Source organism: Aureibaculum luteum (genome assembly GCF_003449015.1).
Taxonomy (GTDB): Bacteria; Bacteroidota; Bacteroidia; order Flavobacteriales; family Flavobacteriaceae; genus Aureibaculum; species Aureibaculum luteum.
This window is the reverse complement of sequence record NZ_QRGD01000005.1, coordinates 40,781-54,094: the sequence shown is the minus strand read 5'-3', so window position 1 is coordinate 54,094 and position 13,314 is coordinate 40,781. Positions and strand designations below refer to the sequence as shown.

General features: G+C 33.1%; 8 protein-coding genes. 2 read left to right on the top strand and 6 right to left on the bottom strand.

Translation table 11 applies throughout. The features are described 5' to 3' along the window. Window positions 1–60: 60 nt before the first annotated feature. The 6 genes from D3P13_RS12490 to rpmH form a co-directional block, all read right to left on the bottom strand. On the bottom strand, window positions 61–1,734 hold the full coding sequence (locus D3P13_RS12490) for an AAA family ATPase (RefSeq protein WP_117882923.1): 1,674 nt from the start codon (window positions 1,732–1,734) through the stop codon (window positions 61–63). 70 nt (window positions 1,735–1,804) lie between these two features. After that, a complete protein-coding gene (locus D3P13_RS12485) occupies window positions 1,805–3,562 on the bottom strand; it encodes an arylsulfatase (RefSeq protein WP_117882921.1) in 1,758 nt (585 codons plus the stop codon). A gap of 95 nt (window positions 3,563–3,657) precedes the next feature. Next, window positions 3,658–5,172, bottom strand: coding sequence for a right-handed parallel beta-helix repeat-containing protein (locus D3P13_RS12480; RefSeq protein WP_117882919.1), 1,515 nt, complete (start codon window positions 5,170–5,172; stop codon window positions 3,658–3,660). 106 nt (window positions 5,173–5,278) lie between these two features. Beyond that, on the bottom strand, window positions 5,279–6,067 hold the full coding sequence (locus D3P13_RS12475; RefSeq protein WP_117882918.1) for a DUF695 domain-containing protein: 789 nt from the start codon (window positions 6,065–6,067) through the stop codon (window positions 5,279–5,281). A gap of 36 nt (window positions 6,068–6,103) precedes the next feature. After that, window positions 6,104–8,953: a carbamoyl-phosphate synthase large subunit gene (carB, locus tag D3P13_RS12470; protein WP_117882916.1), complete on the bottom strand. Its 2,850-nt coding sequence runs from the start codon at window positions 8,951–8,953 to the stop codon at window positions 6,104–6,106. 146 nt (window positions 8,954–9,099) lie between these two features. Continuing rightward, window positions 9,100–9,261, bottom strand: a complete 162-nt coding sequence (gene rpmH / locus D3P13_RS12465) for a 50S ribosomal protein L34 (protein ID WP_117882914.1) — start codon at window positions 9,259–9,261, stop codon at window positions 9,100–9,102. A 182-nt stretch (window positions 9,262–9,443) separates the two neighbouring features. On the opposite strand from rpmH, the gene D3P13_RS12460 reads away from it, so the two are divergent. Then, window positions 9,444–10,331, top strand: a complete 888-nt coding sequence (locus D3P13_RS12460; RefSeq protein ID WP_117882912.1) for an SDR family oxidoreductase — start codon at window positions 9,444–9,446, stop codon at window positions 10,329–10,331. Window positions 10,332–10,372: 41 nt separating this feature from the next. Then, window positions 10,373–13,186, top strand: a complete 2,814-nt coding sequence (locus D3P13_RS12455) for a M16 family metallopeptidase (RefSeq protein ID WP_117882910.1) — start codon at window positions 10,373–10,375, stop codon at window positions 13,184–13,186. The last annotated feature ends 128 nt before the right edge of the window (window positions 13,187–13,314 follow it).

The window sequence follows — 13,314 nt, the reverse complement described above, 5'->3', positions numbered from 1 at the left end:
AACAAAAAGAGAATAAAAAGGTTTAAAATCTTGTTAAAGGAGGGGCAGCATCATATATGCTTAAAGAAAAGCAATACAGAGTTTAATATCTTGGTAACTTACTTCGCCATTTAAGGCGTCAAAAATTACTTTTGAACTTATTTCATTACCCTTAGATTGAAGTTCATACACCTTCTTTACTTTATTGAAAAGTGCCTTTTTAGGTTTGTAGAAACTTAAATCTTCTTTTGGGTAATCACTACGAAGTCGAATAACATGACCTGAAATCGTACCAGCTGTCATGCCTCTTTCTTCAGCAATTTCTTCAATAGATTTTTTTTGCTGTAAATAAGATAATGTTAAATCATATGTCGATTGCTTTGTTGACTTTTTCTCTTTAATTTTTTTCTTATTCTTATCAATATCCTTAACATTTGTAGTCCCACCACAGCTTCTTATAAAGGCAGGAGCCATTATATTAAGTGCATCAATAGTATATTTTTGATCGACATCATTTGAAAGTTCTTGAAAACGAATATCTGCTTTATGTGCCAGTTGGTCAACCATTAACGCCATTTCATTAAAACCTTTTAATTGAAGGTTTTCTATTCTTTTTAAACGTGATAAAGCCACATAACCTTGTCCGCGTTCAAAGGTTTTGGATAGATCAATTTCAGCTTCATCTAAAGTCATTCCTTGACATTTGTGAACCGTGATTGCCCAAGCTAAACGCAATGGAAATTGACTGAAGCTGGCCAGTACTTTATTATGATCATCCTGAATTGACCAATCTTCTTTCTCAACCGTAATAATTCTTTTATCAGATAGTTTTACTTTTGGATGTCCTTCTGCATTAAATCCTGTTACCTTACCTAAGGTACCATTTACAAATCCTTTTTCAGAGTTGTTTTTTACGAACATCACTTTAGCTCCAATTTTTAATTGTAAATTTTCGCTAGCCAACACTGAATTTTTTAAGGTGTCAATTAATTTTATATTTCCTTTGGCTGTGGCTTTAAAAGTTTTAGTTCTACCTTCTAATTCCACTAAATGTTCCGTGTTTATCTTATCTACATCGGTATTATGTGTAAATAATTTAGTAGGTACTTCTTTCTTTTCTAGCGTGTGCTCGGTAGCCTCTTTTAAAATTTGTAAGTTCTGTTGTGATACATTACCTGTACGAATTTCATTTAAAATATCATTAAGGCTAGAATCACTTTGACGGTATTGTTCCGTTAAATAGCAAACACTAAAATTAGCATTTACCCAAGCCTCAGACATAAAAGAAAATTTATCTCTACTTTTTTCATTGTATTTACCAATAGGAGGGAGTTGAAAAAAGTCACCACTGAGCACCACCTGAATGCCTCCAAATGGGTCTTGATTATCTTTAAAATAACGTAACACTCTATCAACCAAATTCAATTGGTTCTTATGCAACATTGAAATTTCATCAATAATTAGTATTTCGGCTTTCCCTAAATTCTTTTTTAAGTATTTTTTGGCTTTCATACTTGCCAAATTTCCTTGAGTAAGATGTTCTTTAACACCAATGCCTGACCATGAATGAATGGTCATACCATTCATATGTGTAGCAGCAATACCTGTTGACGCCGTTACGGCAACTGGCACTTTTCTGGCTCGTAAATACTTAATGTATTCGTTAAGGACATACGTTTTACCCGTACCTGCAGAACCTGTTAAAAACACGTTTTTACCAGATTTTAAAATCGCTAAGGCTTTTTCTTGTTGCATGCCGCGAAGATAGAAAAAGTCTTTCAACTATGCTGCAATAGTCATTAATTGTTAAGGTAGATATTTGAGGTTAGTTAATTTTTTCAAGCTCTACCCAAAATGGAAGTATTTTTTTTGACCCTATGTTATAAAAAGGTATTAAGTCACAATCCATATCTGAAAAATGAATATTATTCATCTCAATGATATCGGTATTGTCAATTTGATTTACAATTTGGTTTACCATTGTATTCGTTTCCAAATACATTTTTCCATTAGCCTTAACCTTTTTTATAAATTTAAATCGGATATTATAGGTGCCTTCTTTTATACTAACTTTCCACTTACCATAAATTTCTTCTTGATCCCAAATACCACGTTGTCCACTGGCATCATTTCTATTCAAAATAACAGGATTATCATGATCGGTTCCAATTATAATTCTTGGTTGATTAACGAGGTTTTCAGAGTTAATGAGCTCTTTATAAGTATAGTCAAGTTCTTTCTTAAGTTTATTCGCGGTATTTTTATTATTTAAGATAATATTTTTTTGCTCGTAAGGGTCTTCATGAATATTGAATAGTTCGAAGTTTTCAATTTCAGCATTATAATCAGTATGTCCAACAAGTTTGTAATTTCCTTTTTGTATCGCCATATTATTATAAAGTTCAGGGTAACGACGCGACCAATAAAAAAATAAAGGTCTATGGTCCCAGTTAATTGATTCTCCCATAATAACTGGTACTAGACTTTTTCCGTCAATTGATTTTTCTTTGGGTAAGTCAACATTACATATCTGCGAAAGTGTTGGTAAAACATCCATATGGGTTGCTAAGTTGTCAATATCCTTATCTCCTTTAAATGCCATTGGATACTTCAAGTAAAAAGGAACTCTAACACCACCTTTATAAACACTGCCTTTACGTCCACGCATACCGGCCACGTATCTTGTTTGTTGTGGACCATTGTCGGTCATAAAAATAATCAACGTATTGTCAGCAATATTTAAATCATCAAGTTTTTTAAAAAGTTTACCTAAGTTATCATCAATATTTGTAACCATGGCATAAACTTTACGAGCATCTTCCTTATCTTTTTCGTTCATTTCAACAAAAGGCCTGTCATCATTTTCAAAACCTGAAGACGGATCAATATTCGCATATTGTTTATAGTATTCCTCTGGAACTTGTAGCGGGGTGTGAGGTGCGTTAAAGGACAAGTAACAGAAAAAAGGTGTCTCTTTATTTTTTTCGATAAACTCAATGGCATTATCCGTAAAGATATCTGAACAATAACCGTCATAAGCTTCTTTCTTATTATTATGCCAAAGTATAGGGTCAAAATAACTCTTATCACCTTTAAAATAAGTTGTAAAATCACCGACTTGGCCCATTCCTCCTGAAAGATGAATAAGAGATTCATCAAAACCTTGATCGCTTGGTCTGCTTGGGTAATTATCGCCTAAATGCCATTTTCCGAAAATTCCAGTTGTATAATTGGCCTGTTTAAGCATTTCTGCAATGGTTACTTCATTAGAAGCCATTGTTGCACCTCCATTATAAGTATCTCTAACACCTGTGCGTAATGAATACCGTCCAGTCATTAAACTAGCTCGAGTAGGAGCACAAACTGGAGAGACATAAAAATTATTGAACCTTAAACTTTCTTTAGCCAACCCATCTATTACAGGTGTTTTTACGTGTGGGTTTCCTGTACTACCCAAATCCCCATATCCCTGATCATCGGTCATAATTAGGATAACATTAGGATGTTCGGTACTTTGAGCTATACCAAATTGAGTAAATACAAGTAAATAAATTACAGCAATGACTATTTTTTGAATGTTCATTTTTTATGCTTTTAATAGTATGTAACGATATGCAAAGTAAAAACTTTGCCGCGTGGGAGTTCCTACGTATTGGACCTTACGAAGATAGAAAAAGTCTAGTAAATGATTACTTTTTTATTGATAATTTGATTTGTATTCGTTTGTAATTCTAGAAAATACAATCCGGGTGACAAGCCCCTTACATCCATCATTTTGGGCGAATTATAGGATGTTATGCGTTTGCCTACGCCATCGTAAATATTAATATATATAATATCATTTAAGTTATTTCCAAATTTTATCGAAAGATAATCCGAAGTTGGATTTGGGAAGACGATAACCTCACTAAGATTATTTTCATCAATTGAAGCTGTTGCATTAAATTCATAAGCTCCAATATCATAGGTTGAACCTGCTGGTCTGTCGTTTTTATTGATATCGTAAGTAACGATTGAATTCACCAAATTAGTACCATTATCTATGGCTTGTGACCCTGCAGCTAATTGATAATTGTTTGATTCATTAGCGAGAAAAATTGATGATAAATTAGTTGCTATTAATGAATTGGTGTCAAAACCTAAAGCTTGCCACCCGCTCAAACTAATAGATGAACCATCACCATTGTTACTCATTTTATCGTTGAGAATATTAAAATCACTTTTAAATTGTAATGTTGATTCTGTCGCAATACAACCTCTCCATGCATGTTCGTTGATAATAATATTGTTATAAATTTCGGTATTGATATTAGCACCTGCTTGAACTAGAATACCCCATCTACCGTCCGAGGGAACAATTATAGTATTATTATAAATTTTAGCACCATGAGTCACAATAGCACCATCACCTTGAAAAAGTGCAATACCTTGAGCGTTATGATTGTTATAAATGAGGTTATTATATACGATAGGGTTTTCAACACCATCCATATTGATACCAGCAGCTTTATTGTTGTCATGTATAATATTCCCATAAATCTGAGGATCACTTATAATTCCATCACCACCCACTGAAAGATCTCCGTTCATGTGAATTCCAATACTGTTATTGCCAAAACATTCATTATATCTGATAATCGGCCGATCAGAGCTATTGGAAACATATATTCCATGCTCGTCTACCGAATTTGAACAAATATTATTTTCGATAAGTATGTCATCAGTAAACCCAGTAAAAATAGCCCGTTCCGCGTTATTGTCGCAACGATTATTTCGTACAATGCAATGGTCGGAAACTACAACACGGATTCCATTACCATTACCGGTCATATTATTAACTATGAATCCATCGACAATAATGTAATTGCAATTTTCTATGTTAATTCCATCATCTCGTTTTGGACCTTTTTGATTGATAATTACATTATTACCAATGGCTTTGAAAGTAATGTATTGATTAGCATCACCATTTTTTTCTCTTACATCAAAACCTATGTAAGTGCCATTTAAAACATAAACTACATCACCGGCTACTACCAAATCTGCAACGTTTTGTATTGTTAAAAATGCTTGATTTTCCGATAATCCAGTGTTGGAGTTGTTACCTGAGTTTGAGACATAATAGTCGGTGGCCGATATGGTATTTACAAAAATTAAAAAGAAGGAAATTAAAGATAATATTTGTTTTGCCATAGCCTATTGGTTTTTATATTAAAACGCAATCTAATTTTAAAAATTGCGAATAGAAAATACATTAATAGGGTGATAGTCTATACTTTTTGAACTTTCAAAAAAAGATTTATTTTGCAATTGGACAGCCCCAGCCGTCATAAACACCATTGTTTTCTTTGGTCATAGTAATGAGTTCCCAAACATTATCATTTATCGTATTCCAATTAACATTGCTTACTTTAGAAATATTTAATTGAAAGGCATAATTGTCTTTGGTTACTTTTTCTTGAGATAAGGTTTTATACCCTATATTTTCACTAGCCCTTATAAAAGCTGTTCTATCAGCTGCTGTTTGAAAGTATAACCAATGATCTACAGCTCTTTCAATTGCAGGATTATCCCCTTCTTTATCAAGATTTGTAAGTACTCTTTGATTTAGAATTGTTTGATATTCGAATTCTGCAGGGTATAGAAAATCAAAATAATCACTCCAATTGGTATCAACTTTGGTATCTGTTGCATATCTGTAATCTGGATGATTTTGCATAACAGCGGCAGCCAATTCAGCAATGTCTATAGTTGCAGCAGTATAAAAATATAAATCAAAAGTCCCGTTGGTTTTTAAAGCACCTACAGCAATGGCACCTTTTTTTTCTATAGCTTCTGAAATATCATTTTCAATTTGACAGATTGCAGGAAACTCCTCTCTTGTTGTAAATCCATTACTATCAGTATCTAAAAGTTGGATTGAAAACCAAACTCTGTTTTCATATTTTTCAATAGGAGCAACTGAATTAAGTCCCAAATTTAAACGAATACTTGCAGGCTTATCATCAACTCTTGTAAAGTATGATGCCCAGTCTTGTTTAATTTCTATCGATTTCTCTGATTTTTTTTTAAAGAATTTATTGAACATGGTTTAACTAGTACCTAATAATTTAAGTAATTTTAATTACTTACTCAAATACATTTTCCTTCTAGAATACAACTCATAAAACTGATCATCCTTAAGACTATCAATAAACAAGATACTCTCACCAGTAGATTTCATTTCAGGTCCTAGTTTTTTATCCACATTAGGGAATTTATTAAACGAGAATACAGGTTGCTTAATAGCAAATCCTTTTAATTGTGGATTAAAGGTGAAATCCTTTACTTTATTAACCCCTAACATCACTTTAGTGGCATAATTTACATAGGGTTCACCATAGGCTTTGGCAATAAAGGGAACTGTTCTAGAAGCTCTTGGATTGGCTTCAATTATATAAACAATATCGTCTTTTATGGCAAATTGAATATTAATAAGCCCCACAGTTTTTAACGCTTTTGCAATTTTTACAGTATGGTCTTTTATCTGTTGCATCACGAACTCACCAATATTAAATGCTGGTAATGTAGCGTTTGAATCACCTGAGTGTACACCACAAGGCTCAATATGTTCCATAATACCAATGGTATACACATCTTCACCATCACAAATAGAATCTGATTCCGCTTCAATAGCACCATCTAAATAATGGTCTAATAATAGAACATTATTAGGAATTTTATGCAATAAATCAACTACATGGTTTTCTAATTCTTCCTTATTGATAACAATTTTCATACCCTGGCCACCCAATACATAGGAAGGTCTTACCAAAATTGGGAAGTCCAATTCATCGGCGACAGCCAACGCTTCATCAGCCGTTGTGGCAGTGCCAAATTGAGGAAAAGGAATTTCTAATTCTTCTAACAATCGTGAAAAACGACCTCTATCTTCTGCTAAATCTAGTGCTTCAAATGAAGTTCCAATAATTTTTACTCCGTATTTTTCTAATTTTTCAGCAAGTTTTAATGCGGTTTGTCCACCAAGTTGAACTATAACACCTTCTGGTTTTTCAAGTTGAATAATATCATAAATATGCTCCCAAAAAACAGGTTCAAAATATAATTTATCAGCCGTGTCAAAATCTGTTGAAACCGTTTCTGGGTTACAGTTAATCATTATGGTTTCATAACCTGCTTCTTTTGCAGCGATAACACCATGTACGCAACAATAATCAAATTCAATACCTTGTCCAATACGATTAGGACCAGAACCTAATACTATCACTTTCTTTTTATCTGTAACAACAGATTCATTTTCGGCTGAAGCTACACCATTGACGATACTATTATTCTCAAAAGTGGAGTAGTAGTAAGGGGTTTGAGCCTTGAATTCAGCAGCACATGTATCTACTAGTTTGTAAACACGGTTAATATTGAGTTCTTTACGTTTATTATACACTTCACTCTCATAGCAATCAATCATGTGAGCTATTTGTCTGTCTCCATAGCCTTTTTGCTTGGCTTCCAATAATAAGTCTTTTGGTAAAGTCTGTAAACTATAGGTAGAAATTTCCTTTTCTAAAAAGTGTAGTTCTTCATATTGACGTAAGAACCACATATCAATTTTAGTAATTTCGTGAATTCTACTCAACGGCATACCCATTTGAATAGCATCATAAATAATAAAAACACGATCCCAACTTGGATATGTTAATTTCTCGATAATCTTATTATAATCTTTCTCGCCTTTACCATCAGCACCAATTCCATTACGCTTAATTTCAAGTGATTGTGTAGCTTTATGTAAAGCTTCCTGGAAAGACCTTCCAATACCCATTACCTCACCAACAGATTTCATTTGTAAGCCCAACGTTCTGTCAGAACCTTCAAATTTATCGAAGTTCCATCGTGGTATTTTTACAATTACATAATCTAAAGCAGGCTCAAATAAGGCTGAAGTAGTTTTGGTAATTTGATTTTCTAATTCATCTAAATGGTATCCAATTGCCAATTTAGTAGCAATTTTTGCAATAGGATATCCTGTAGCTTTTGATGCCAATGCCGAAGAACGTGAAACTCGAGGATTAATTTCAATAGCAATAATATCTTCTTTCTCGTCAGGACTCACCGCAAATTGCACATTACAACCTCCAGCAAAATCACCAATGGAACGCATCATGTGGATGGCCATATCACGCATTCGTTGAAAAGTTTTATCAGATAATGTCATGGCAGGAGCAACGGTAATGGAATCTCCAGTGTGAATCCCCATTGGGTCCATATTTTCTATCGTACAGATAATAACAACATTATCGTTTCTGTCTCTTAATAACTCTAATTCATATTCTTTCCAACCTAATAAAGCCTTGTCAATTATTACCTCATGAATAGGTGAAGCTTCTAATCCGCGACTCAGTAATTCATCGAAATCTTTTTTATCATAAACTATTGATGCTCCAAAACCTCCTAAGGTAAAAGAAGGACGAATTACTAGAGGAAAACCATACTCTTGAGCTATTTCCTTTCCTTTTAAAAATGAAGTTGCAGTGGTAGACGGAGCTTGGCCAATACCAATCTTAATCATTAATTTTCTAAACTGCTCTCTGTCTTCTGTAATATTAATGGCGTCAATATCAACACCAATTAAGGCCACATTAAAATCATCCCAAATCCCTTTATCTTGAGCTTCAATACATAAGTTTAAGGCTGTTTGTCCACCCATGGTTGGTAAAACAGCATCAATGTTTGGATGGTTTTGTAATATTTCTACAATAGATTTTGTAGTCAGTGGTTTTAGATACACATTATCCGCCAAAGAAGGATCTGTCATTATGGTGGCAGGATTTGAATTTATCAAGGTAACTTCTATACCTTCTTCTTTTAATGACCGAATAGATTGGCTACCTGAATAGTCAAACTCACAGGCTTGACCAATAATGATGGGACCTGAACCTATAATTAAAACGGACTTGATGGCTGGATTCTTTGGCATTTTATAATTTTAGTTTTTTTTAAGAATACAAATATTTGAAATTTCTATTTTTATTCCTCTAATAATTTTAAAAACTTATTAAGAAGATATAAAAAAAGGTGTTACTTAAAAAGTAACACCTTGTATATGATTATAATTAAATATCATTATTTTTTCGGACTAGCTTCTGATGAAACTGAAAGTTTCTTTCTACCTTTAGCTCTTCTACGTGCTAAAACTTTTCTTCCGTTAACACTAGCCATTCTTTCTCTAAAGCCGTGCTTGTTTTTTCTTTTTCTCTTTGACGGTTGGAACGTTCTTTTACTCATTTTCTATATCTTTAAAAATCTTCTTATCAGTTATGTTAGCTTTTTGTAAGCCCTTGCTAAAATCGGACGCAAATATACAAATCCTTTTGTTTTTTACAACTGTTTTTTAAATAAAAAAATAAAGAGATTAATTCTAGCCATTTTTGGCAATTTTCAATATTTTTACTAAAAATAAAAAAAAGATGAATACATATCAGAAACCCATGCTAAAAGAGGGAAGTTTAAAAGGGAGTACAATTGTGATTACTGGTGGAGGTAGCGGACTTGGAAAAGCGATGACAACTTATTTTTTAGAATTAGGAGCCAACGTGGTAATTACTTCTAGAAATATTGATAAGCTTAAGGCTGTAAAAGTTGAATTGGAAGAGAAAACAGGAGGTAAGGTTTTACCTGTTCAATGTGATGTAAGAAATTATGATGAAGTAGAGGCGATGTTAAAGGCTTCTTTGGATGAATATGGAAAAGTAGACGGTCTTTTAAATAATGCGGCTGGTAATTTTATTAGTCCAACTGAAAGACTTTCATCAAACGCATTTGACACTATTATCGATATAGTTTTGCGTGGTACAAAAAATTGTACCTTGGCTTTTGGGAAGCATTGGATAGCTGAAAAACAAGATAAAGCCACAGTGTTAAATATAGTAACAACATATGCGTGGACAGGTTCTGCTTATGTTGTACCTTCTGCAACAGCTAAAGCAGGTGTTTTGGCAATGACGCGATCTTTAGCCGTAGAATGGGCAAAATATAATATCAGGTTTAATGCAATTGCTCCGGGACCTTTTCCAACGAAAGGTGCTTGGGATAGATTGCTACCAGGTGATTTGAAAGATAAATTTGACATGAAAAAGAAAGTGCCATTGCGTAGAGTAGGTGAGCATCAAGAATTGGCAAATTTAGCAGCCTATTTAATGTCTGACTTTTCATCTTATGTTAACGGAGAAGTAATTACAATAGATGGCGGTGAATGGTTACAGGGTGCAGGACAGTTTAATATGTTGGAGGAGATACCACAAGAAATGTGGGATATGTTGGAAGCAATGATACGCTCTAAAAAGAATAAAAGCTAAACGATAGTAATTATAATAGGAACATTAAAACCAAAACTACAATGAGAAAACTAATTTTTGCATTGGCTATGATAATAGCCAGTGGCAACATGTTTGCACAAGAAACAATAGATCTTAGTTCTAAAATACCCACTGATCCGAATATTAGAACAGGTAAATTAGAAAATGGATTAACCTATTACCTGCGTAATAATGGTAAACCAGAAGATAAAGTAGTTTTGAGACTAGCCATTAATGCAGGGTCAATTTTAGAAGATGATGATCAACAAGGTTTGGCTCATTTTATGGAACACATGAATTTTAATGGGACTAAAAATTTCAAAAAGAATGAATTAGTCGATTATTTACAAAGTATTGGAGTAAAATTTGGAGCACACCTAAATGCTTATACGAGTTTTGATGAAACGGTATATATGTTGCCCATCCCTAGTGATAATGAAGAGAAATTAGAAAAAGGATTTCAAATTATTGAAGATTGGGCATTTAATGCCCTATTAACTGATGACGAAATTGATAAGGAAAGAGGCGTTGTTCTTGAGGAATATAGAATAGGTTTAGGTGCAGATAAACGTATGTTAGCGAATTACTTACCTAAGATGATGTATAATTCTCAATATGCTGAGCGATTACCTATAGGAAAAAAGAATATTCTGGAAACTTTTAAGCCGGAAGTTATTAAAAGGTTTAGAGATGATTGGTATAGGCCTGATTTAATGGCTGTAATTGCGGTTGGGGATGTTGATTTGGATAAGTTAGAAGCTAAAATAAAAGAACATTTTACTAAGGCGAAGGCTAAAAAGAATCCCCGTGAGCGTAAAATTTTTGATGTGCCAAACCACGAAGAAACGTTTGTAGCTATAGAAACAGATAAAGAAGCGACTTTTAATAGAGTACAGTTGTTATATAAAGATCGTAAGCCGAAAGAAGTTGAAACTAATTTAGAAGATTATAGAAATTCGATTATAAAAGGTTTGTTTTCTCAAATGTTGAATAATAGACTGCAGGAGTTAACAAACGGAGAAAATCCACCTTTTGTTTATGGGGCAACCTATTATGGAGGTACTTATGCTAGAAGTAAAAATGCTTATCAATCTTTTGCCATGACAAGTCCTACAGGTCAATTAACCGCATTAAAAACGTTGTTAGAAGAAAATGAGCGTGTAAAAAGACATGGGTTTCAAAAAGGCGAATTTGAACGTGCTAAAACAGCTATTATTGCAAGAATGGATAAAGCATTTCAAAATAAAGATAAAAACGAATCCGATCGATATGTAGGTGAATATGTTCGTAATTTCTTAGAACAAGAACCAATACCGGGTATTGAATGGGAGTATGATTTTTACAAAAAGGCATTACCAACAATCCAATTGGATGAAGTAAACGGTTTAATTGCAAATTATTTACATGATGATAATAGAGTAGTGGTGATAACCGGTTCTGAAAAAGAAGGTATTCCTAAAGTTACTGAAAAACAAGTAACAGATTTGTTGGTAGAAGTAGAGAAATCTGATATTCAACCGTATCAAGATTCTGATTTAGGTGAAGCACTGATGACTGAAATTCCAAAACTAGGAGCTATTATAAAAGAGGTTAAAGATGAGAATTTAGGAACAACAACATTAACGTTGGTTAATGGAGCAACCGTTGTTTATAAAAAAACAGATTTTAAAGATGACGAAGTCTTGTTTGAAGCCTTTAGTTATGGAGGAACAAATGAATATGACTTAGAGACCTATAAAAAAACAGCAAGAGCCAATGGAGGATTAAATGAAGCAGGTGTTAATGGGTTTAACAAAACAGATTTAGGTAAAATGTTAACCGGTAAAATTGCTGGAGTAAGACCTTATATTGGTAGTGAAAGCGAAGGTATGTCTGGTAATGCAACGCCTAAAGATTTAGAAACATTGTTTCAGTTAATTTATTTGAATTTCACTTCATTAAATAAAGATGAAAAAGCATTTACTTCTTTTGCGAGCAAGCAAAAAGCATTTTTAGGTAGCATAATGTCTAATCCTAGCATCTATTTTCAAATTGAGTTAGGGAAATTTATGAATGAAAAAAATGAAAGGTATATGGGCTTTCCAACCCCTGAAGAATTTGATGCTGCTGATTATAATTTAGCGTATAAGAAGTATAAAGAACGTTTTGCAAATGCAGGTGACTTCAAGTTTTATTTTGTTGGAAACTTTGATGAAGCCAAACTAAGGGAATTCTCAAAACAATATATCGCAAGTCTTCCAAGTACAAATGTAAAAGAAGATATAAAAGATTTGGGATTCAGATCATTATCAGGATCGCATGAGAAAATTGTTAAAAAAGGTACAGAACCTAAAAGTAGTGTGTTAATTCAATATAAAGGAGAAACGAAATACAATGCTAAGGATGATCATATGTTGCAAAGTCTTGGAGAGCTATTAACTATTAAGTTAATTGAAAAACTAAGAGAAGAGGAGGCAGGTGTTTATGGTGTAGGTGCTAGAGGTGGACTTGATAAAATGCCTTATGGTTCTTATAGTTTTACAATTTCATTTCCATGTGGACCTGATAATGTAGAAAAGTTAAAAGAGGCTGCATTGGCACAAGTTCAAGAAATTATTGAAAATGGACCAACAGAAGAGGATGTTGATAAAGTTAAACAAGCCCAGTTGTTAGATTATAAAGAGAATTTAAAGAAAAATAAGTATTGGATTAGTGCTCTTAAAAATTCAGATTATAATAAATCAGATTCTTCTAAAATCTTAGGTAAAACGAAAGATATCGATAGTATTACTGCTGAAAAAATTCAAGCAGTTGCTAATAAATATCTTACAGATGGCTATATATTAGCTATTTTATATCCTGAAGATAAAGAATAAAACTTATTAACAGCACAAAGGACTGCCTTAGAGATTGGAAACAATCTTAAGGCAGTTTTTTTTATGTTTTGTTTACAACTTCATTTCAATAACTCATAAATAGTTGTATTTTTATGGCCTAAAATTTA

Coding starts and splice junctions, on each gene's coding strand:
- D3P13_RS12480 (WP_117882919.1), bottom strand. CDS start 5,172: ATGGCAAAACAAATATTATCTTTAATTTCCTTCTTTTTAATTTTTGTA.
- D3P13_RS12490 (WP_117882923.1), bottom strand. CDS start 1,734: ATGCAACAAGAAAAAGCCTTAGCGATTTTAAAATCTGGTAAAAACGTG.
- carB (WP_117882916.1), bottom strand. CDS start 8,953: ATGCCAAAGAATCCAGCCATCAAGTCCGTTTTAATTATAGGTTCAGGT.
- rpmH (WP_117882914.1), bottom strand. CDS start 9,261: ATGAGTAAAAGAACGTTCCAACCGTCAAAGAGAAAAAGAAAAAACAAG.
- D3P13_RS12475 (WP_117882918.1), bottom strand. CDS start 6,067: ATGTTCAATAAATTCTTTAAAAAAAAATCAGAGAAATCGATAGAAATT.
- D3P13_RS12455 (WP_117882910.1), top strand. CDS start 10,373: ATGAGAAAACTAATTTTTGCATTGGCTATGATAATAGCCAGTGGCAAC.
- D3P13_RS12485 (WP_117882921.1), bottom strand. CDS start 3,562: ATGAACATTCAAAAAATAGTCATTGCTGTAATTTATTTACTTGTATTT.
- D3P13_RS12460 (WP_117882912.1), top strand. CDS start 9,444: ATGAATACATATCAGAAACCCATGCTAAAAGAGGGAAGTTTAAAAGGG.